The 20,772-nt window shown below is 70.5% G+C and carries 15 protein-coding genes; 3 read left to right on the top strand and 12 right to left on the bottom strand.

What is annotated here, in order from left to right; all coding sequences use genetic code 11:
• Nucleotides 1-16 precede the first annotated feature (16 nt).
• The 5 genes from FQY79_RS08670 to FQY79_RS08650 form a co-directional block, all read right to left on the bottom strand.
• Nucleotides 17-1,024: an ABC transporter ATP-binding protein gene (locus tag FQY79_RS08670; protein WP_222434265.1), complete on the bottom strand. Its 1,008-nt coding sequence runs from the start codon at nt 1,022-1,024 to the stop codon at nt 17-19.
• The gene (locus FQY79_RS08665) at nt 1,021-2,724 is read right to left on the bottom strand and encodes an ABC transporter permease (RefSeq protein WP_146312490.1); all 1,704 of its coding nucleotides are present in this window, start codon (nt 2,722-2,724) and stop codon (nt 1,021-1,023) included. The genes FQY79_RS08670 and FQY79_RS08665 overlap by 4 nt, the downstream gene beginning before the upstream one ends.
• Before the next feature lie 45 nt (nt 2,725-2,769).
• A complete protein-coding gene (locus FQY79_RS08660) occupies nt 2,770-3,852 on the bottom strand; it encodes a Fe(3+) ABC transporter substrate-binding protein (RefSeq protein WP_146312489.1) in 1,083 nt (360 codons plus the stop codon).
• Between the two features lie 108 nt (nt 3,853-3,960).
• The gene (gene queA / locus FQY79_RS08655; protein WP_146312488.1) at nt 3,961-4,995 is read right to left on the bottom strand and encodes a tRNA preQ1(34) S-adenosylmethionine ribosyltransferase-isomerase QueA; all 1,035 of its coding nucleotides are present in this window, start codon (nt 4,993-4,995) and stop codon (nt 3,961-3,963) included.
• Nucleotides 4,996-5,484: 489 nt separating this feature from the next.
• Complete coding sequence (locus tag FQY79_RS08650) at nt 5,485-5,916, bottom strand: Lrp/AsnC family transcriptional regulator (RefSeq protein ID WP_146312487.1); 432 nt, start codon at nt 5,914-5,916, stop codon at nt 5,485-5,487.
• A 173-nt stretch (nt 5,917-6,089) separates the two neighbouring features.
• Between FQY79_RS08650 and FQY79_RS08645 the strand changes: the two genes are divergently transcribed.
• Nucleotides 6,090-7,586 (top strand): aminotransferase class III-fold pyridoxal phosphate-dependent enzyme, encoded by a 1,497-nt coding sequence (locus FQY79_RS08645; protein ID WP_146312486.1) that lies wholly within the window; start codon nt 6,090-6,092, stop codon nt 7,584-7,586.
• Between the two features lie 29 nt (nt 7,587-7,615).
• Here FQY79_RS08645 and FQY79_RS08640 read toward each other — a convergent pair whose 3' ends face one another.
• The 5 genes from FQY79_RS08640 to FQY79_RS08620 form a co-directional block, all read right to left on the bottom strand.
• On the bottom strand, nt 7,616-8,899 hold the full coding sequence (locus tag FQY79_RS08640) for a metallophosphoesterase (RefSeq protein ID WP_146312485.1): 1,284 nt from the start codon (nt 8,897-8,899) through the stop codon (nt 7,616-7,618).
• Nucleotides 8,900-9,044: 145 nt separating this feature from the next.
• Nucleotides 9,045-9,803, bottom strand: a complete 759-nt coding sequence (locus tag FQY79_RS08635; RefSeq protein WP_222434264.1) for an ATP-binding cassette domain-containing protein — start codon at nt 9,801-9,803, stop codon at nt 9,045-9,047.
• A gap of 67 nt (nt 9,804-9,870) precedes the next feature.
• Nucleotides 9,871-10,959: an ABC transporter permease gene (locus tag FQY79_RS08630; RefSeq protein ID WP_146312483.1), complete on the bottom strand. Its 1,089-nt coding sequence runs from the start codon at nt 10,957-10,959 to the stop codon at nt 9,871-9,873.
• 51 nt (nt 10,960-11,010) lie between these two features.
• Entirely contained in the window at nt 11,011-12,108 is a 1,098-nt protein-coding gene (locus tag FQY79_RS08625; protein WP_222434263.1) for a substrate-binding domain-containing protein, read from the bottom strand.
• 173 nt (nt 12,109-12,281) lie between these two features.
• Nucleotides 12,282-14,351: a phytase gene (locus FQY79_RS08620; protein WP_146312482.1), complete on the bottom strand. Its 2,070-nt coding sequence runs from the start codon at nt 14,349-14,351 to the stop codon at nt 12,282-12,284.
• A 204-nt stretch (nt 14,352-14,555) separates the two neighbouring features.
• Here FQY79_RS08620 and FQY79_RS08615 point away from each other — a divergent pair, with 204 nt between their 5' ends.
• On the top strand, nt 14,556-17,144 hold the full coding sequence (locus FQY79_RS08615; protein ID WP_186759876.1) for a TonB-dependent receptor: 2,589 nt from the start codon (nt 14,556-14,558) through the stop codon (nt 17,142-17,144).
• A 77-nt stretch (nt 17,145-17,221) separates the two neighbouring features.
• On the top strand, nt 17,222-18,499 hold the full coding sequence (locus tag FQY79_RS08610) for a histidine-type phosphatase (RefSeq protein ID WP_146312480.1): 1,278 nt from the start codon (nt 17,222-17,224) through the stop codon (nt 18,497-18,499).
• A 199-nt stretch (nt 18,500-18,698) separates the two neighbouring features.
• On the opposite strand, the gene iolG (FQY79_RS08605) is transcribed toward FQY79_RS08610, so the two are convergent.
• Nucleotides 18,699-19,676, bottom strand: a complete 978-nt coding sequence (gene iolG / locus FQY79_RS08605; protein WP_146312479.1) for an inositol 2-dehydrogenase — start codon at nt 19,674-19,676, stop codon at nt 18,699-18,701.
• A complete protein-coding gene (gene iolG, locus FQY79_RS08600; RefSeq protein ID WP_222434262.1) occupies nt 19,676-20,674 on the bottom strand; it encodes an inositol 2-dehydrogenase in 999 nt (332 codons plus the stop codon). Before iolG (FQY79_RS08600) ends, iolG (FQY79_RS08605) begins: the two co-directional genes overlap by 1 nt.
• Between the last annotated feature and the right edge of the window lie 98 nt (nt 20,675-20,772).

The raw sequence follows: 20,772 nt of genomic DNA, 5'->3' as shown, positions 1-20,772 counted from the left end.
GGCGGGACGCGACAGGCTACGGGAACCGGACCAGCCCGTCCTCGGCCAGGCGCAGCGCCAGGGTCGAACCCGGCGGCTGTTCCAGGCCCGCGGGCAGGTCGGCCTCGACCACCTGGCCGCCCGCCAGGCGCAGCAGCGCCACCCGGCCGGGACCGCGGAACGAGACCGCCACCACTTCGGCACGGATGCGGCCCTCGGGGTCGGGCAGCAGGCGGTCGGGCCGCAGCAGCACGCGCCCGCCGCAGTCCAGCCCCAGCGCCTCGGCCGGCAGCACGCAGCCGCGGCCGATGAACCCGGCCACGAACGGATCGCGCGGGTGCGCGTACAGGGTCGGCGCGTCCGCCCACTGCAGGATCCGGCCCTGGTCCATCACCCCGATCGCGTCGGCCATGGCGAACGCCTCGGCCTGGTCGTGGGTGACCAGCAGCGCGGTGGTGCCGGTGCGGCGCAGGATCGAGCGCAGCTCGGCCGCCAGGTGCTCGCGGGTATCGTTGTCGAGGTTGGAGAACGGCTCGTCGAGCAGCAGCAGCGACGGCGACGGCGCCAGCGCGCGCGCCAGCGCCACCCGCTGCTGCTGGCCGCCGGACAGTTCGTGCGGCCAGGCGTCGGCGCGGTCGGGCAGCCCGACCAGCTGCAGCACCTCGGCCACCCGCGCCTCGCGCTCGCGCCGCGGCCGCCGCGACAAACCGAAGCCGACGTTGGCCGCCACGTCCAGGTGCGGAAACAACGCGTAGTCCTGGAACATCATCCCGATCCCGCGCAGCTCCGGCGGCACCGTCCGCCCGGCGCTGGACAGCGGCCGGCCGTCGAGCAGGATGCTGCCGGCCTGCAACGGCTCGAACCCGGCGATCGCGCGCAGCACCGTGGTCTTGCCGCAGCCCGAGGGACCGAGCAGGCAGCCGATCTCGCCGTGGGCCAGCGCCAGCGACAGCCCGTCCACCACCACCCGCGGACCCGCCGGCCCCGGATAGGCGACGCGGATCCCGCGCACCGCGAGCATCGGCACCGTCGCGTCCGCGCTCATCGCCCCGCCCCCTCGCGCCCCCAGGCCAGCCCGGTGCGCGCCAGCAGGATCACCGGCAGCAGGCCGGCCAGCACGATCAGCAGCGCCGCCACCGCGCCGTCCTCGTAGGCCCCGCGCGCGGCGTCTGCGTACAGCCAGGTCGCCAGGGTTTCGAAGTTGAGCGGCCGCAGCAGCAGGGTCGCGGGCAGCTCCTTCATCGCATCGACGAACACCAGCAGCGCCGCCGCCGCCAGCGCCGGCCGCAGCAGCGGCAGGTGCACCCGCCACAGCATCGTCCCGGGACTGTCGCCCAGACCGCGCGCGGCCTGGTCGAGCGATGGCGGGATCCGCGCCAGCCCGGCCTCGGTGCCGCCCGCGGCGATGATCGCGAAGCGCAGCACGTAGGCCAGCACCAGCGCCCAGGACGACCCCATCAGCAGCATCCGTGGCTCCAGGCCCAGGCTGCCCAGCACCAGGTTGGCGCCGTTGTCGAACCAGGCCAGCGGCGCCAGCAGGCCGATTGCCAGCACCGTGCCCGGGACCGCGTAGCCCAGGCTGCCCAGGCGCAGCGCGGTCGCGGCCAGGCGCGTGCGCCGGCGGGCCTGCGCCAGCCGCAGCGCCCAGGCCAGCACCAGCCCGGCGAGGACCGTGGCCACGGTCGCCAGCGCCGCCACCCGCAGCGTGTTCCACGCGCTGGTCCACAACGCCGGTGCCACCCCGGCACCCTGCCCCAGCCGCTGCCAGGTCTCGGCCACCAGGTAGGCGCTCGGCGCCACGAAGCCGACCAGCACCGGCAGCGCCGCCAGGCCCAGCGCCAGCCACGCCGCCGCGCCGCGCAGGCGCTGGCGCTGCATCGGCCGCGGCCGCAGCGTGCTGGCGTAGCGCTGGCGCTTGCGGCCATGACGTTCCAGCGCGATCAGGCCCACCACCAGCAGCAGCATCGCCAGCGCGATCTGGGCCGCCCCGGGCAGGTCGCTGCGGGTGATCCACGTGGTGTAGACCGAGACCGTGAGCGTCTGCACGCCAAGGAACTCCGAGGCGCCGATGTCGTTGAGCGTTTCCAGCAGCGCCAGCGCCGCGCCCACCGCGATCGCCGGCCGCGCCAGCGGCAGCGCCACCCGGAAGAACAGCGCCGCGCGGCCCGCGCCCAGGGTGCGCGCGGCCTCCAGCAGGCTGGCGGCCTGGGTCATGAACATCGCCCGCGTGGTCATGTACACGTACGGGTACAGCACGAAGCCCAGCAGCACGATGCAGCCGGCCAGGCCGCGGATGTCGGGCAACCGGAAGTCGCGGGGGCTGTCGTAGCCCAGCAGCGCGCGCACCGCGCCCTGCACCGGCCCCAGCGGATGCAGCAGGTCGAGGTAGGCGTAGGCGACGATGTAGGTGGGCACCGCCAGCGGCAGCAGCAGCGCCCAGGCCATCGTGGCCCGGCCCGGGAACTCGTAGGCGGTCACCAGCCAGGCGGCCCCGGTGCCGATCGACACCACCAGCGCGCCCACGCCCAGCAGCAGCAGGGCCGTGTTCCAGGCCGCGCGCGGCAGCACGTTGGCCGCGATGTGCGACCACAGCCCGTCGCTGCCCTGGGCCGCGGTCCAGGCCAGCGCCAGCAGCGGCAGCACCACCAGCGCCGCGACCAGCAGCGCGGCCAGCAGCCAGCCGTCCGGGCGCGACCGGGCCGCGCCTGCGGGCGCGGGCACGATGGCGGTGGCGATCGCGTTCATGTCGGCGGCGGGATCCGCGGCCGGCGCGTGCCGGCCGCCATGGCGTCAGTGGTCGAAGCCCACCTTGTCCACCAGCTCGCTGGCCTGGCGGCGGTGCCTGGCGACCTCGGTCAGCGGCAGCGCGTCCACCTTCATCGCGCCGAAGCTGGCGACCACCGGGTCGAGTTCGACCCCGGCCTTCACCGGGTACTCGTAGTTGGCGCGCGCGTACAGGCTCTGCGCCTCGTCCGAGACCAGGTATTCGAGCAGCTTCACCGCGTTGTCGCGGTTGGGCGCGTGCCTGGCGACCGCGGCGCCGCTGATGTTGACGTGGGTGCCGCCGTCCGCGGCGCTGGCGAAGGTCGGGCGGACCACCCGGATCGCCTCGCCCCACTGGTGCTGCTCGCTGCCGGGCTCGGCGTTCTTCATCCGCCCCACGTAGTAGGCGTTGGCGATGCCGATGTCGCAGATGCCGGCGAGGATGTCGCGGGCCACGTCGCGGTCGCCGCCGGCGGCCTTGCGCGCCAGGTTGGCCTTGACGCCGCGCAACCACTGTTCGGTCTTCTCCGCGCCGGCGTGGGCAATCATCGCCGCGATCAGGCTGGTGTTGTAGGGATGCTGGCCGGAGCGGATGCACACCCGGCCCCTCCACTTCGGGTCGGCCAGTTCCTCGTAGGTGAAGGTGTCCAGCTCCAGGTCCCTGGCCGCGTAGAGGATGCGGTCGCGCAGCGACAGCGCGAACCAGTGCCCGTCCGCGCCGCGCAGGTGCGCCGGGATCGCCTCGGCCAGCACCGCAGACTCCACCGGCTGGGTGCGGCCGTCGTCCACCAGGTCGAGCAGGTTGCCGGTGTCCACCGTCATCAGCACGTCCGCCGGCGAGCGCTCGCCCTCGGCGCGCACCCGCTCGAGCAGGCCATCGCGCACGAACACGGTGTTGACGCGGATCCCGGTGGACGCGGTGAAGGCATCGAGCAGGGGCTGGATCAGGCCGGGCTCGCGCGTGGTGTAGAGGTTGACCTCGCCGGCGTCGGCCGGGGCGGCGCCCGTGCCCTGCGCGGCGGCGTCCGGGGTGCCCTGGCCTCCGCAGGCCGCGAGCAGCAGCAGCAAGGTGGCGGTCACGGCCGCGCGGACGGCACGGAATGGTTGCATGGTGTCACTCCTGGCGTGGGGGCGGCCGGGGCGGGCCGGAAATGAGAATTGTACTCATCCGCTTTCCGCACGGCACCCCACGCGGCTGGAACGCCCGGTCCCGCCGGCTCAGGCGAAGGCCTCGCCCAGCAGCAGCATCGCGTCGCCGTAGGAAAAGAACCGGTAGCGCTCGCGCACCGCGTGCGTGTACGCGGCCAGGATGCGCTCGCGCCCGGCGAAGGCGGACACCAGCATCAGCAGGGTCGATTCGGGCAGGTGGAAGTTGGTCAGCAGTGCATCGACGCTGCGGATCCGGTAGCCGGGGAAGATGAAGATCGAGGTCTCGCCCGAATGCGGCCGCAGCTCGCCGCCGGCGCTCGCACTTTCCAGCGCGCGCACCACGGTGGTCCCGACCGCCACCACGCGGCCGCCGGCCTCGCGCACGCGCCGCACCTGCGCGACCAGCGCCGGGCCGACGTTGATCCACTCGCTGTGCATGGCGTGCTGGCGCAGGTCGTCGCTACGCACCGGCTGGAAGGTCCCCGCGCCCACGTGCAGGGTGACGTGGCCGAAGTCCACGCCGCGCGCGCGCAGCGCGTCCAGCAGCGCATCGTCGAAATGCAGCCCGGCGGTGGGCGCGGCGACCGCGCCGGCCTCGCGCGCGAACACGGTCTGGTAGCGCTCGATGTCGTCGCGCCCCGGCTCGCGCCGGATGTAGGGCGGCAGCGGCAGTCGCCCGGCCTTGAACAGCCAGGACTCGAGCGCGTCGTCGACTTCGAACCGGAGGTCGTAGAAGCCGCCCTCGCGCGCGATCACCACCGCGGCGCCCCCGGCGTCGAGCGCGATGCGCGCGCCTGGCTTCGGCGGCTTGCTCACGCCCAGCTGGACACGTGCGCGGTTGCCGGGCAGCAGTCGCTCGACCAGGATCTCGACCCGCCCGCCGGTGTCCTTCTGCCCGAACAGCCGCGCCGGGATCACGCGGGTGTCGTTGAACACCAGCAGGTCGCCCGGCCGCAGCCAGTCGCCCAGCTGGCGAATGCGCGCATCCACCGGCGGCGCCTGGCCGGGCGGAAGCACCAGCATCCGGCTGCCAGAGCGCTCGGGCAGCGGCTCCTGCGCGATCAGCTCCGGCGGCAGTTCGTAGTGGAAGTCGGACTTCTTCATCGGGGAATTGTAGGGCGGCGGCCGTTCGCCGGCCCCCCTCCCAGCCTCCCCCCGCAAGCGGGGGGAGGGGCGACGGGGCACCCGCGGCCGCAAATCCGCCTCGACTTTCCGACGCCCCCCAGACAGCACCGCTTGCCCGCAGGGGACCCGCCCCGACCGCGCGCCATCCGCTCCTCCCTCCGCTTGCGGGGAGGCCGGGAGGGGGGGCATGCGCAGCACCGACCATCTTCGTCAGGGAGCCTGCCCCCACCCCACCGCTTGCTTCGCAAGCGGTTCCCCCCTCCCCCGCGGGCGGGGGAGGGGCACATGCGACGCGCCATCCGCTCCTCCCCCCGCTTGCGGGGGGAGGTCGGGAGGGGGGCACGCACAGCACCGACCAGCTTCGCCACGGAGCCTGCCCCCACCCCACCGCTTGCTCCGCAAGCGGTTCCACCCTCCCCCGCGGGCGGGGGAGGGGCGGTGGTGTCCTTCGCTTGCGGCGAAGGACGCTTACCTTTCGAACTTGGTGGAGAGGATCACCGCGGAGGTGGTGCGCTCCACGCCGTCGACCGCGCCAATGCGGTCGGTGAGCTCGTCCATGTCACCCACGGTCGGCACCACGCCCATGGCCACCAGGTCGTGCGCGCCGCTCACCGAATGCAGGCTGCGCACCTCAGGCATCGCGTACAGCGCCTGGACCACCGCCGGCATCTGCTTGGGCAGCACGGTAATCAGGATGTGGGCGCGGATGTGGTTGCGCTCGACGTCCTCGTTCACGCGCACGGTGTAGCCGCGGATCACGCCATCGCGCTCGAGCCGGTCGATCCGGCTCTGCACCGTGGTGCGCGACAGCCCCAGCCGGCGGGCGATCTCGGCAGTCGAGGCACGGGCGTTCTCGCGCAGCGCCGACAGCAGCTGCAGATCGGCCGGGGTGATCTTCATGAATCGTCCAGAACTTTCGTCGATATGCCGAAATCATACTGAATTTTGCGCGGATCGGCCCTGTCATGCGACGAACAGGCCCCCGATAATTGGAATCCAATGCCGCTTGCTGGCCTCCCGCCCGACGACGCCGGCCCACCGGCGGCAGCGGCCCCACTTCCGGAGGAACGCCGATGTCCGTGACCGATGCCCTCGCCCCCCTGCGCGCCCACGGCGGCCAGCGCCGCACCACCGGCCTGGACGACGCCACCATCGATCGCATGGCGGCGGGCCACCCGGAGCTGCGCGAAGCGATCGATGCCGCCGTGGCCGAGCACCGGCGCATCCGCGACGGCTTTGCCGACCTGCTCGAACTGGACGAGCCGGCGCAGATCCAGGCAGTGCAGGCCGGCTACGTCAACTTCTACGCGACCGACGCGGTCAATCCGTACGTGGCCCTGACCGCGCGCGGACCGTGGATCGTGACCCTCAAGGGCGCGGTGGTCCACGACTCGGGCGGCTACGGCATGCTCGGCCTCGGCCACGCGCCGCCGGCCGTGCTCGAAGCGATGGCCCGGCCGCAGGCGATGGCCAACGTGATGACGCCGAGCCTGTCGCAGCTGCGCTTCGACCGCGCCATGCGCCGCGAGATCGGGCACAGCATCGGCGGTTGCCCGTTCTCGCACTTCCTGTGCCTGAACTCCGGCTCCGAGGCGGTGGGCCTGGCGGCGCGCATCGCCGACGTCAACACCCGGCTGATGACCGATCCGGGCGCGCGCCACGCCGGCGCGACGGTCAAGCGGATCGTGGTCAAGGGCAGCTTCCACGGCCGCACCGAGCGGCCCGCGCTGTACTCCGATTCCACCCGCAAGACCTACCTGCAGCACCTGGCCAGCTTCCGCGGCGAGGATTCGCTCATCGCGATCACGCCTTACGACGTCGATGCGCTGCGCCGCGCGTTCGCCGACGCCGAGGCCAACGGCTGGTTCGTCGAGGCGGTGTTCCTCGAGCCGGTGATGGGCGAGGGCGACCCCGGTCGCGCCCTGCCGCGCGCGTTCTACGACGCGGCGCGCGAGCTGACCAGGGCGCACGGCTCGCTGCTGCTGGTCGATTCGATCCAGGCCGGCCTGCGCGCGCACGGCGTGCTGTCGATCGTCGACTACCCGGGCTTCGAGGGCATCGAGGCGCCCGACATGGAAACCTATTCCAAGGCGCTCAACGCGGGCCAGTATCCGCTGTCGGTGCTGGCGGTGACCGAGCGCGCCGCGGGCCTGTACCGCACGGGCGTATACGGGAACACGATGACCACCAATCCGCGCGCCCTGGACGTGGCCTGCGCGGTGCTCGACCAGCTCACCCCGGAGCTGCGCGCCAACATCCGCGAGCGCGGGCGCGAGGCGGTGGAGCGGCTGCAGGCGCTGCAAGCCGGGCTCGACGGCCTGATCACCGGGGTCCAGGGCACCGGCCTGCTGTTTTCCTGCGAACTCGCCCCGCAGTTCAAGTGCTACGGCGCCGATTCGACCGAGGAGTGGCTGCGCGAGCACGGCATTGGCGTGATCCACGGCGGCGCCAACTCGCTGCGCTTCACTCCGCGCTTCGAAACCACGTCCGACGAACTCGAACTGCTGGTGTCCATGGTCGGCCGCGCCCTGCGCGAAGGGCCGCGGAACAAGGCCGCCGATGCAACCTGATCCCGGCTCGCATCCCGTGCTTCGGGCTGTCAGTCCGCCCCCGTCCGGTTCCGGAAGCTGAAGTCGGCCTCCAGCACGGAACCGCCCGAGAAGTCGGTGGGGGCCGTCAACACCCGGACCACCAAGTCATCCCCGTCGGTCCGCGCGTGCATGAATCCCCAGGTCGCGCCCTTCGACCAGAGGCTTTGCAGCTGCGGGTTGTTCGCCAGCTGCTGCGCCATGAACTTCGGGTGCAGCGGCCGGTACTTGGACGCGGCGCCAGAAACGAAGAGCGGCAGCGGCCCCGGGCGGGCGCCCTCGACGCCCGCGCAGCTGTCGGTGTAGACCTCCAGCACGTGGTCGTCGCCGGCGAAATAGGCGTCGGCATGGCGGCACAGGATCGGCATGTACAGCGCCCGCAGCGACCTGGCCTTCTCGTACTTGCTTCCCCCTCCCGACCAGAGCGCGTGGTGGCCCAGCACGATCTTCCACTTCGCAGTGGAGCTGGCCAGGGCCTCTTCCAGCCACGGGACCATGTTCTTCTCGGCTTCGGTCTGTGCGCGGATATGCGGGTCCCACTCCTCCATCTCGCCGGTGCGCAGTTCCCTGCCCTCCTCGTCCAGCCGGTCCTTGTGCACCGTGGTCCCGGCCAGCAGCATCTCGGTGTCGATCACGAACAGCTCCAGCCTGCCTTCGAAACCCGGCGGCACGACGCGGTAGAACAGGTCGGGCATGTGGAAATTCGGGTGCTGCTGCAGGTACTCCACCTGGGCGAATGTGGCCTCGCGCGATACGCGCCAGTCGTGGTTGCCCATCATCGAATAGATCGTGAAATCGGCAACGCCCTCGCCCAGCCTGCCCAGCGGCTGGTCCAGCATTTCACGGAACCGCCGCTCGTCCGAGATGCCGTCGGCGCCCAGGGTGGCGCCATCGGGATAGATGTTGTCGCCGAGCATGGTCGCGAAATCGCAGCCCCATGACTTGCAGTAGCCTTCCATCGCCCAGGCGACGGGATACATGCCGCTGGCCTGGTAGAAGCTGCCCAGCGACGATTCGAACGTCCACGGCGTCGGGGTGAACCCTTCCAGCGATGGATTGCGCTCCAGCCAGTCCTCGGCCTCCACCGCAAGGTACTCCCCCAGCGTACGGATCGGCTCTTCGTCGTCATCGAACTGCTCGTACGAAGGGATGAAGCCGTGGTCTCCGAAGATGACGAACGACGCTTCACGATCGGATGCCGGCTGCGGCTGTGCGTACGCGGCATGGAACGGGATGCTGCAGGCCAGCAGGGCGGCAGCTGTGGCCGTCAGGCGCGAAAGCGGATTCTTGGACATGATTCACCCAGTCTATGCGGTGCTGTGGACGTGGTTGGACGACTGTCCCGCAAGGATGCGGGACGGACGCTGACAGCCGCGTTTCAACGGCTGTCAGATTGTTGTCAGGCTGAAGTCATGCGGTTCCCTTGCCGATCGAGCATGATCAGGGACCGGGCCGCAGCTCGTGCGACAGCTCGGCGAGCTCGTCGCCACCGGCCATCATCCGGGTCAGCTCGTCCAGTGGAACGTCCTCCCGCGCCTTGTCCAGCACGGCACGGCCGAGCTTCAGGACGATGAAGTGGTCGGCCACCATGTAGGCGTGGTGGGGATTGTGGGTAATGAACACGACGCCGAGACCTGCATTCCGGGCAGCGGCGATGTACTTCAGCACCACGCCCGACTGCTTGACGCCGAGCGCGGCGGTCGGTTCGTCGAGGATGAGCACGCGCGCCCCGAAGTACACGGCGCGGGCGATCGCGACGCACTGCCGCTGGCCGCCGGACAGCTCGCCGATCGGCTGGTCGATGTCCTTGACCACGACCCCCATCTTGCGCAGTTCGCCGTCGGCGATCTCGCGCATCCGCCTGGACTTCAGCGGCGCAAGCGGGAACCTGCCTGCGGTCAGCTCCGAACCCAGGAAGAAGTTGCGCCAGACTTCCATCAGGCCGACCATCGCGAGGTCCTGGTGCACGGTGGCGATGCCGTGCTTGAGCGCCTCGCGCGGAGAGCGGAACCTCACCCTCCTCCCGTCCACCCTCATGACGCCTTCGCTGTGCTGGTGCAGCCCGGCGATGATCTTGATCAGCGTGGACTTGCCGGCACCGTTGTCTCCGAGGACTCCGGTGACCTCGCCGGCCCGGACCGTCATGTCGATCCCGCGCAGCGCGCGAACGGCGCCGTAGCACTTCCCGACGTCGATCATCTGGATCAGAGGAACGCCCGGGGCGGAGGGAAAAGTCACGCGTTCGTGCACGGTGGCGGCCATCGGGTCAACCCGCCTTCCGCACGGTCGAGAGCTTCTTGACGTACAGGTTCACGATGACGGCGAGCAGCAGCATGACGCCGAGAAAGGCCTTGAACCAGTTCGGATCCCAACCGGCGTAGACCAGGCACTGTCTGGTCATCCCGAAGATGAAGGCGCCGATGGCCACGCCGACCGCGTTGCCGTAGCCGCCGGTCATCAACGTTCCGCCCACGACCACCGCGATGATGAAGAGGAATTCGTCTCCGACGCCGTTGTTGGCCTGCACGGTGTCGTACATGTAGAGCTGGTGCATGCCGGTGAACCAGGCCAGGAACGCGACCCCCATGAACAGTCCGATCTTCACCCGCAGCACCGGGACGCCGGCGGCACGGGCACTGGCGACGCTGCCGCCGACGGCATAGATCCAGTTGCCGATCCGCGTCCGCAGCAGGATCCACGAAGACAGCGCGACGAAGAAGATCCACCACAGCACCGTGATGTTGATGGTCATGCCGCCCAGGTGGAACTGGTGGGCGAAGACCGCCTTGAGCGACTGGTAGCCGTCCATCCGGTTGATGTTGGGCGAGATCACCGCACCGGTGATCAGCTTGGTCAAGCCCAGGTTCGCACCCTGCAGGACAAAGAACGAGCCGAGGGTGATCAGGAAACTCGGGATGCCGGTCCGCACCGTCAGATAGCCGTTCAGGAACCCGATGGCCAGCGCGAAGAGCAGCGACAGTATTGCGCCGACCCAGAGGTTGATGCCGAGCTGGTAGCAGAACATCGAGTTGAACAACACGGCCGCGAAGACCATGACGCCAGCCGACAGGTCAAACTCTCCGCCGATCATCAGCATCCCCACCCCGACCGAGACGATGCCGATCGTCGAGGCTGCGTAGAGGACGGTGGCGAACGAGGCCCCGGAGCGGAACGCCGGCGCCACGATGAGGAAGAAGACGAGGATGGCGACGGCCGCCACGATGGCGCCGACCTCGGGACGGGCGAGCAGCCGGTGGGACCAGCCGAGCCGCACCCGGTGGGCGTCATCGGCGTGCGCGCCGGCGACGGTGCCCGAAACCCTGGAAAGGCCGCTCCGCGATTCCGCGTCCAACATGGATTCCTCCGGATGAGCAAGAGAGGCCGCCAGGGCGGCCCCGCCGCGAACTCAGCGAGTGTTGTTCCGCGCGAACGGGAGAATCCGGTCGATATTCTCCCGATCGACGAAGGACGGACCGGTCAGGACGGCCTGGCCACCACCGATGTCGTTGCCGTTCCTGAGGTTCAGGTAGAGCGCGGTCACCGCCATGTAGCCCTGGACATAGGGCTGCTGGTCGATCGAGAACTCGATCCGGCCGTCCCTGATCAGCTCGGCGACATCGGGATCGAGGTCGAAGGTGATCACCCTGGCATCGCTGCCGGCCCACTCCTTCGACATCATCGCGGCATGCGCCTGCTGCGCACCGAGGGTGACGACGTAGTCGATCGAGGGGTCGGTGGACAGCGCCGCCTGCAGGGTGGCGGTCACCTCGGCGTTGTTGGCGCCGTTGACCTGGATGTTCCTCGTGCCGGGCACCTTCGACTTCACGCCTGCGCAGCGGGCCTCGAGCGCGACCGAACCGGTCTGCTGGATCACGCAAAGCGGATTGATGCCGCCGTCGGCGGCGATCCGCTCGCCGGCGGCGACCCCGGCCAGGGTCTCGTCCGAGCCGAAGTACATCAAGGCACCCGCGTCCCTGTACTGTTCGATGCCGGCATTGAAGGCGACCAGCGGAATGCCCGCACCGACGGCGTCGCGCATCACGCCACGCAGGGCGTCCGGAGTGGCCATCGTCGTCGCGATGCCGTCCACCCTGGAGTCGATGGCGTTGCGGATCAGCTTCGCCTGCTCCCCGGCATTGGGGTCGCTGGCGTACCTGAGCACCGTGCCGGTGTCCTTGGCCGCCTGTTCGGCGCCGGCCCTGATCTTGTCCCAGAACACATCGCCGGGCGTCTCGTGGGTGACCATCGCGATGGTGTAGCTGGCGCTGCCGCCTTCGGTTCGCGGCGCGCCCCCCTCGGAACACGCGGCCAGCGCGAGCCCCATCGCCGCAGCGAAGACGAAGCCGGATCGACCGGTCGTGCGGCGACCGGCCATCGTCGACGCACGCATCGGGGCCAGCGCGCCAGGCGCGCCGCATTCCCCGACCGGCTTGCCCGCCAGGTCGAACGACGCACCCTCGGTGCCCGCGTTGCCGATGCCGGCCGATGCAAACAACCGCCTCATCGGGATGCCCCTTTGCCTGCCCGCCATGTCACACGATTGTTCCACGAACGATCTCCCGGAGCGGAGCGGCCGACGATCCCGCCGGATCCTCGGCCGGCTCGACGCGAGGCCGGCTGCTTCCCGGTGCAAGCGGCGCGCCGGAGCCAGCATTCTCCGGCTCCCGTGCTCCGGGATCACGGGTCCCGCACCTCGAGGCCGAGCGCGTCGGCGATCGCCTTCCACGACACGATCTTGTAGTTCTGGTTCTCGACAGGCATCACGTTGCGCCCGTCCTGCGCGACCATCGCGCCGTGCTCGAGCCCGGGGCCGAGGTTGCGGCTGCTGACCTCGAGTCCGTCGGTTTCCGAGATGCCGTCGATGCCGCGTGCCGGATCGGCCACGACCCTGAACGAACCGAGGTATTCCTGCGCGCCTTCGCGGCGGTAGACCGCGTAGGTGTCGTTGCCCTGGCTGGACACGACGATGTAACCGCGGCCATCGCCGAGGTCATACAGGCCCATGCCTTCGATGTCGTCCTTGAGCGCGGGGTTGGCCTCGATGCGGTCGACCGCGACCTTGTCGTCGCCGCCATTGGGTTCGGCAGACAGCTTCCAGAGCGCCACGTCTTCCTCGCCGACGTACAGCACGCCGGTCTCGTCGTCGGCCACGCAGCCCTCGGTCTGCGAGTCGAACGCCAGTTCGCGCACCAGCTCCGTGCGCACGCGGCCGTTGCCCGCGTCCACCAGCCGCCACTGCCGCATGACCGTGTCGTCGCCGTTGACGAACACATAGGTCTCGCCGCTGCGCGCGCTGCGGTACATGCACAGCCCGTAGGGATCCAGCATCCCGGTTGGCTGCGGCCCGTCGGCCACCTCCACCAGCCCCGCCTCGGGGTCGAGTCGGTACAGGGCGATGGTCTTGTCGGTGCGGTTGCTGGCCGCCACCAGGGTGACGGTGTCGCCGCCGAGGCGGAAGCCGTCGCGCAGATCGACGTTGTTCATCTTGCCGTCGGGCAGGAACTGCTTCACCCGCCCCTGCATGTCGTAGACGTAGAGGCCCGCCTTCTTGTCGGTGGCGACGATCAAACTGCGCCCGGGCTGCGTCGGATGCGCCCAGATCGCCGGGTCGTCGGCGGCGTCGCCGTAGCTCGCCACCGGCGCGGTTTCGGCCAGCGCCGTCACTGCGGGCACCGCCGGTGCGCCGGCCCGCGCGGCGGGCGCACGGCCCGGGGACGCGCCGATCGCCGCGGCCAGCGCCTCGATCGCGATCGACTTCACGTCGGGGCCGTCCTCGTCGGCGACCAGCAGCACCCCGTGCGGATAGCGGCGGCCGACCGCCACGCTGGTGGCGTGCAGGAGGCCGGGTTCGTCGACCCTGCTGCCGTCGCGGGCGGCGACCGCCGCGCTGGCCACGAAAGCCGCGTCGCGCTCCAGGTCGTAGACGTTGAGCGTGCCCGCGGACGCGTTCGAGGCGATCAGCCAGCGGCTTCCCGGGCCGCCGTCGTGGATCGCCAATCCGCCCACCTCCTCATCGATGTGCCCGCCGCGCGGCGAATCGACCAGCACCGCGGCGATCTCCGCCTCCGGGTCGGCGTTGAAGCGCCAGATGCCGACTTCCTCCTCCGAGGCGTACACGTGCCCGGCGGCGGCGTCGACCGCGCACTGCACCAGCGGCGAGGGCACGCCGATGCGACGCACCTGGCGCGCGTCGAGCATGCCGTCGGCGGTCGCGTAGACGGCCAGCTGGTCGATCTCGCCGCCGTCGCCGACCACGAACACGTGCAGCGCGCCGTCGAACGGATGCCGGTACAGGCACAGGCCCTCGGCCGCGAAGCCCAGCGCGATCGGGCGGGCGCCGACTTCATCGAGCCGGTCGTCGGCGAAGCGGAACAGGCGCAGGCTATGGCTGCTGCCGTCGAGGGCGGCCACCACGGTGGCCGTGCCCTTGCCCAGCGGCACGCCGTAGGCGACGTCGACCGCCGCCGCCTCACCCGCCGGCGTCGCGCCCAGGCGCTTCCCGTCCAGCGCGTACAGCTCCAGGCCGCCCAGCGCGGTGGCGGCGACGATGCGCGGCTGGCCCCTGCCGTCCGCGGCGAGGATCAGCGCGGCGCCGCCGATCTTGGACGAGGCGGGGGCGGTGGTCGAGGACGCGGCACTCACGGTCGCGGCCTGTTGCGACGCAGCATCCCCGGCATGCGCCGCAGGCGACGCCAGCCAGCAGGCGGCCAGGGCCAGCGCATATCCAGTGCAAAGGCGGTTTTTCATGATCTCTCCCGTCTGTTCCAGGCGCGTCCACGATGTGCGGACCAGTCCCTTCTGCGGGTCCAAACTACCGTCGATCCGGACCAATTTGCAAGAGAAATTCTATTTTTCTTGAATACTGGAATCTTTGTTCGTACTCTCCTCCTGCCGGCTGCCGCCGGATCGGACTGCGACAAGCAGCGGATCGTCCTCGGGAGGGACTCGAACATGCGGACCTTGCGTCGTAATGCACTCTTCAAGGCACTGGTGCTCTGCCAGTGCGCCGTACTGCCCACCATCGCGTTCGCGCAGGACGCGACCGGCGGCACTTCCCCGCAATCCAGCCCCGTCGAACTCGACGGCATCGTGGTCACCGGCCGCCGCGCGGCGGACCGCCTGGCGATCGACGACAAGCGGTTGGCCGACAACCAGGTCGATTCGATCCGTGCCGACGACGTCGGCCGGCTGCCCGACCAGAACGTGGCCGAAGCCGTGCGCCGGCTGCCCGGCGTTTCGGTCAGCAACGACCAGGGCGAAGGCCGCTACCTCACGGTGCGCGGCGTCGCGCCGGAATTGCTCAACGTCACCCTCAACGGCCAGACCGCCGCCGCCCCCGAACCCGACGGGCGGCAGGTCAAGCTCGACGACATTCCCTCGGCGCTGATCGGCTCGGTCACCTTGGTCAAGACCCTGACGCCCGACCTGGACGCCAACGCGATCGCCGGACAGGTGAACATCGAGACGCTGAGCGCGTTCGACCGCGGCCGCAACTTCGCCACGGCGCGGGCGGCCTACGGCTACTACGACATGAACGGCGAGAACCCCTACGAGTTCGACGCGACGGTCGGCGGCCTGTTCGGCGCGGACAAGCAGTTCGGCGCGGTGCTGGCGATCAACCATTCCAGCCGCAAGATCGGCTCGCAGCAGTTCGCCGGCTCCGAGGACTGGATGGACATCAACGGGCAGGAACTGCCGGAGGAGTTCGCCATCCGCCATTACCAGCCGCATCGCACGCGGCAGGGCGCGGTCGCGAACTTCGACTGGAAGCCCAGCGACCGCAGCAAGATGTTCCTGCGCCTGATGCACTCGGTGTACAAGGACGACGAGACCCGGCAGCACTTCGGGGTCACCCTGCCCGACGACGAGGACGACTACGCGAGCCAGACCGGGTCGACCGGCAGCTTCACCGACGGCGGACGCGCCGAACGCCGGGTGCGCATGCGCCGCGAGGACACCAGCACCTCGTCGGCCTTGGTCGGCGGCGAATTCAAGTTCGGCGAGTTCAACGACCGCATCCTCAACGTCGAGACCACGTTCTCCAAGGCGCGCAAGCGCGATCCGCGCCGCGACGAGTGGACGTTCCGGACATCGTCGAACATCGGCGGGAGCTACGACCTGGGACGCGATCCGTTCCGGGTCGAGCCCGCCGCGGCCGCCTACGACGCGGCCAACTTCCGCGGCTACCAGGTCCGCTACGGCAGCCGTCGCGCCAACGAGGACCTGTTCCAGGCCCGCGCCGACTACCAGTTCCCCATCGACGGCGATTCCGGTTCCTGGTTCAAGCTCGGCGCCAAGATCATCGACCGCGACAAGGACAACGACGAGGATCGCGCCACCTGGCGCCAGAGCGGCTCCGGCACCCTGACGCTCGACCAGGCCCTGGCGGGCTCCTACGGGCCGGTCTTCACCGGCGACGTGTTCGGCCCGGGCGCCGACCACGCGCTCGCCGACGCCTACTTCAACGCCAACCCCGGCCACTTCAGCTACCGTGCCGATTCCACGCTGTCCGACAGCCTCGCCTCGGACTACCGGATCAGCGAGCGCATCACCGCGGCCTACGCCATGGCCAGCCTGCGTTTCGGCGACGCGACCGTGCTTCCCGGCGTGCGCATCGAACACACCAGCAGCACCTACGCCGCCAAGTCCGTGACCGAGGATTCCACCCTCGACCAGGGCTTCGATTCCTTCGGCAGCCAGAGCTACACCGACCTGTTCCCGGGTCTGAACTTCCGCTACGAGATCGGCGACAACATCAGCCTCCGGGCCGCCGCCACGCGCGCGATCGGCCGGCCGAACTACGAGGACATCGCCCCCTACGTGATGATCGAGGACGCCGGCAACGGACGCTACGCGGTCACCAAGGGCAACCCGGACGTCGATCCGCTGCGCTCGACCAACCTCGACGTGGCGCTCGAGTACTACGTCGGCAACCGCGGCATCGTGTCGGCGGCCGCGTTCTACAAGAAGATCAGCAACCCGATCTTCTGGACGCGGGAAACGGTCATCGACGGCACGTTCGCCGGACGGGTGCTGCCGGAAGCGGTGGTCAGCACGCCGACCAACGCCGTCGACGCGTCGGTCTCGGGCATCGAGTTCAACGCGCAGTTCGAGTTGAGCTTCCTGCCCGCGCCATGGGACGGGTTCAGCGCGGGCGCGAGCATGACCTTCGTCGACTCCGAGGCCAACGGCGTGCCCGGGCGGCCGGAAGGCGTGCCGCTGGCCACCCAGTCCGACCGCGTCGCCTCGGCCAACCTCAGCTACGAGAAGGGCGGCTTCTCGGCCCGCGTCGCCTACAGCTACCGGTCCGCGTCGCTGGCCGAGGTCGGCGATTCCGCCGACAGCGACCTGTACACCGATCGCTTCGGCCAGTGGGATGCGCGCATGAGCTACGCCATCGGCAAGTTCGCCACCGTGTTCCTGGAAGGCAGCAACCTCAACGATGCCGCCTTCCGCCAGTACTACGGCCGTCGCAGCCACCTCTCGGAAGAAGAGCGCTACGGCTGGTCGGTGCGTACCGGCATCCAGCTGAGCTTCTAGTCCCTTTCCGCGCCCTGGGCGGCGCGTCATTCGACCACGGCGGCCGCGTGCCGCCGTGGTCCATTACGGAGACCGCGATGTCCCCTTTTCGTATCGCCTTGCTGGCGACCCTGATCCTCGGCCCCGCGCTGTCGCTGGCGGGCTGCAGCGCGTCCTCGGCGGACGAGGACGCATCGACCGGCGCGGCGCCGCCGCGCATCGAGCGCGTGGTCATGCTGATGCGCCACGGCGTGCGCCCGCCGACCAAGGCGACCGTCTCGCCGGAAGGCACGCACGACCGGCCCTGGCCTGAATGGCCGGTGGATTTCGGCGAACTGACGCCACACGGATACAAGGCCGTGGCGCTGCTCGGCGCCTGGGACCGCGGCCATTGGGTCGAGGAAGGCCTGCTGCCCGAAGCCGGCTGTCCCTGGCAGGGCGACCTGGCGCTCGCCGCCAGCGCGAAGCCGCGCACCCAGGACACCGCGCGCGCGCTGCTGGAAGGCATGTTCCCGGGATGCGAGGTCCCGATCGCCTTCCCGGCCAGCGCCGCCGACGACGTCGAGTTCCACCCGCTCGATGCCGGTGCGACGCGCATGGATCCGGCACGCGCCATGGCCGAGGCGCGCGCCATGCTGCCCGAAGGCGGCGAGCAGGCGCTGGTGGCGGAGAACGCGGCCCGATTCGCGCTGCTCGAGCGCGCGCTGGGCTGCTGCTCGGCGACATTCTGCAAAACGGCGGCTGCCGCCTCCGGCTGCGGCCTCGACGCGCTGCCCGAGCAGTTCAAGAGCAGCGATGCGGGACGCCCCAAGGTGGGCGAACTGCTGGGCACCGCGTCCACGGTCAGCCAGACCTTCCTGCTCGAGTACCTGGAGGGCTTCCCGATGGACCAGGTCGCCTGGGGTCGACTGTCCCGCGACGAGATCGGCGAACTGCTCGAATTCCACCGCATCAAGTTCCTGTACGAGGGCCGCGCGCCATACGTCGCCGCGCATGCGGCCGCGCCGCTGGCGAAGCGGATGGTGGCCTCGCTCCTCGACGGCGCGCGCGTGACCGTGCTCGTCGGGCACGACACCAACATCGCCGACCTCGGCGGCCTGCTCGACCTGCACTGGCAGGTGCCGGGCTACCCGCGCGACGATCCGCCGCCGGGCGGCGCGCTCGGCTTCGCGCTGTTCGCCGACGACGACGGCGGGCGCAGCGTGCGCGCCTTCTACCGCGCGCAGACGATGGACCAGGTGCGCGAACTGCAGCCGCTGGGCGACGACAACGCACCCTACTTCGAATACCTGTCGATCCCGGGCTGCGACGCACCGTGCCGGCTCCCGGACTTCGAGGCGCTGGTGGAATCGAAGCTGGCCGCCGCCGACAGCTGACCGGCGCCGGCGGCGCGCGGGAACGGCCGACAGGCCGTCATCCCGGGGACGGCGAAGGAAGGAGTGGACCGTGGGAGCGCGCTTGCGCGCGAAAGGCATTCGCGACCAAGGTCGCTCCCACAGGCAAGCAACTGCTTGTGGACGGTGCAGGAGGCGTGGAAGCAGATCCCTCGCTGCGCTCGGGATGACAGTGACGTCCTCAGGGCCTCACCACCTCGCCGGTCTTCGCCGACAGCGTCGCCGCTTCCGCCAGCGCCAGCGCGGCCACGCCGTCGGCATAGCCGACCAGCGGCGCGGCGCCGTCGAGGATGTCGGCGAAGTGGTCCATCTCGCGCCGGTAGGCCTCGGCATAGCGGTCGAGGAAGAAGTTCTGCAGCCGGTCGCCGCCGGCGCCGTCCTCGGTGAGCACCTGCACCGTGCTTTCGAGCACGTTGTCCGCGCGCACCATGCCGCGCGAGGCGTAGGCCTCGATGCGCTGGTCGTAGCCGTAGCCGCTGCGCCGGCTGTTGGAGATCACGCAGAGCCGGCCCGAGGCGGTGCGCAGCACGGTGCGCGCGGTGTCGACGTCGCCCAGCCGCCCGATTTCCGGATCGACCAGGCAGCTTCCGGTCGCCCACACCTCGACCGGCTCCTCGCCCAGCAGCCAGCGCGCCATGTCGAAGTCGTGGATCGCCATGTCCTTGAACAGGCCGCCGGAGACGGCGACGTAGGACGGCGGCGGCGGCGCCGGGTCGTTCGAGGTGATCTGCAGCGATTCGATCGCACCGATCACGCCGTCGTCCAGCCGCGCCTTGAGCGCCTGGAAGTTGGGATCGAAGCGCCGGTTGAACGCGAGCAGCAGGCGCGCGTCCTGCAGCGCGTGGGCGGCCGAGCGCGCGCGCTGCAGGTCCTGGTCGATCGGCTTCTCGCAGAACACCGCCTTGCCGGCGGCGATCGCGCGCACGCTGTAGTCCAGGTGGGTGTCGGTGGAGCTGGCGACGATCACGCCGGCGATCGCCGGGTCGGCCAGCACCTGCTCCAGCGTGGCCACCGGCGCGCTCCACTCGCCCGCCAGCGAAGCCGCGGAGGCCTCCACCGGGTCGACGATCGCGGCCAGCGTCAGCCGCGGGTGCAGCGCCGCATTGCGGGCGTGGATGCGGCCGATGCGGCCGGCTCCGATCAGTGCCACCTTGTGCATCAGCGTGTCTCCTGCAAGGAAATGGTGCGGCCTTCGCGCATCGAGCGCTGGCAGGCCTCGGCCAGCGCGAGCGCGGCGACGCCGTCGGCGTAACCGGAAGCCGGGGTCGCGCGCCCGTGCGCGACCTCGGCGAAGTGCGCAATCTGCGCGCGGTAGGACTCGGCGTAGCGCTCGGGGAAGTCCCGGGCTATCGGCGCCGCGGTCGCGCCGGACTCGCCGAGGACCTGCACGGTATCGCGCGAGACGTTGCCCGCCGCGATCATGCCCGCCGAGCCGAAGGCCTCGATGCGCTGGTCGTAGCCGTAGCCGCTGCGGCGGGTGTTGGAGATCACGCACAGCCGCCCGCTCGCGGTGCGCAGCACGGTGCGCGCGGTATCGACGTCACCCAGCCGGCCGATCTCTGGATCGACCAGGCAGCTCGCGGTCGCGAACACTTCGGCCGGTTCCTCGCCCAGCAGCCAGCGCGCCATGTCGAGGTCGTGGATGGTGAAGTCCTTGAACAGCCCGCCGCTGGTGGGGATGAAGTGCGGCGGCGGCGCGGCCGGGTCGTGGTTGACGATGTGCAGGCTTTCCAGCGCCCCGACCGCGCCCGCGTCGACGCGGCGCTTGAGCGCGCGGAAATGCGGATCGTGGCGGCGGTTGAAGCCGAGCAGGAAGCGCGCCCCTTCGAAGCGCGGCTGCGCGGCCAGCACCTTGCCCAGGTCCAGGTCGATCGGCTTCTCGCAGAACACCGCCTTGCCGGCCGCGACCGCCTGCAGCGCGTTGTCCAGGTGCTGGTCGGTCGAGCTGCACACAAGCACGCCGCCCACGTCCGGGTCGGTCAGCGCCTGCTCCAGGCTTGCCGGATCGGCGCCGGTGGCTGCGGCCATGGCCCGGGCCGCCTCGGGCCGCGGGTCGACCACGTAGCGCAGGCGCAGGCCCGGGGTGCGGGCGGCATTGGCTCCGTGCACCTGGCCCATGCGGCCGGCGCCGATGAGCACCACGTCGATCCGCGTCACGCGACTCTCCCGCACCCGGTTTTCAATAGAATATAATTTCCATATTGAAAATCAATAGAATTCCCGGAAATCTGGCCGCGCTCCATCTTTTTGCAGGA

This window comes from Luteimonas wenzhouensis (assembly GCF_007859305.1).
In the GTDB taxonomy this organism is placed as follows: domain Bacteria; phylum Pseudomonadota; class Gammaproteobacteria; order Xanthomonadales; family Xanthomonadaceae; genus Luteimonas; species Luteimonas wenzhouensis.
Note: the sequence above shows the minus strand (reverse complement) of the source record. Positions and strands in the feature narration are given on the sequence as shown.

Excerpts from the sequence above, each read along its gene's own strand:
- FQY79_RS08630 (WP_146312483.1), bottom strand. The coding sequence starts at position 10,959 with ATGTTGGACGCGGAATCGCGGAGCGGCCTTTCCAGGGTTTCGGGCACC.
- FQY79_RS08640 (WP_146312485.1), bottom strand. The coding sequence starts at position 8,899 with ATGTCCAAGAATCCGCTTTCGCGCCTGACGGCCACAGCTGCCGCCCTG.
- FQY79_RS08650 (WP_146312487.1), bottom strand. The coding sequence starts at position 5,916 with ATGAAGATCACCCCGGCCGATCTGCAGCTGCTGTCGGCGCTGCGCGAG.
- queA (WP_146312488.1), bottom strand. The coding sequence starts at position 4,995 with ATGAAGAAGTCCGACTTCCACTACGAACTGCCGCCGGAGCTGATCGCG.
- FQY79_RS08665 (WP_146312490.1), bottom strand. The coding sequence starts at position 2,724 with ATGAACGCGATCGCCACCGCCATCGTGCCCGCGCCCGCAGGCGCGGCC.
- iolG (WP_146312479.1), bottom strand. The coding sequence starts at position 19,676 with ATGCACAAGGTGGCACTGATCGGAGCCGGCCGCATCGGCCGCATCCAC.
- FQY79_RS08670 (WP_222434265.1), bottom strand. The coding sequence starts at position 1,024 with ATGAGCGCGGACGCGACGGTGCCGATGCTCGCGGTGCGCGGGATCCGC.
- FQY79_RS08610 (WP_146312480.1), top strand. The coding sequence starts at position 17,222 with ATGTCCCCTTTTCGTATCGCCTTGCTGGCGACCCTGATCCTCGGCCCC.
- FQY79_RS08635 (WP_222434264.1), bottom strand. The coding sequence starts at position 9,803 with ATGATCGACGTCGGGAAGTGCTACGGCGCCGTTCGCGCGCTGCGCGGG.
- FQY79_RS08660 (WP_146312489.1), bottom strand. The coding sequence starts at position 3,852 with ATGCAACCATTCCGTGCCGTCCGCGCGGCCGTGACCGCCACCTTGCTG.
- FQY79_RS08620 (WP_146312482.1), bottom strand. The coding sequence starts at position 14,351 with ATGAAAAACCGCCTTTGCACTGGATATGCGCTGGCCCTGGCCGCCTGC.
- FQY79_RS08625 (WP_222434263.1), bottom strand. The coding sequence starts at position 12,108 with ATGAGGCGGTTGTTTGCATCGGCCGGCATCGGCAACGCGGGCACCGAG.
- FQY79_RS08645 (WP_146312486.1), top strand. The coding sequence starts at position 6,090 with ATGTCCGTGACCGATGCCCTCGCCCCCCTGCGCGCCCACGGCGGCCAG.
- FQY79_RS08615 (WP_186759876.1), top strand. The coding sequence starts at position 14,556 with ATGCGGACCTTGCGTCGTAATGCACTCTTCAAGGCACTGGTGCTCTGC.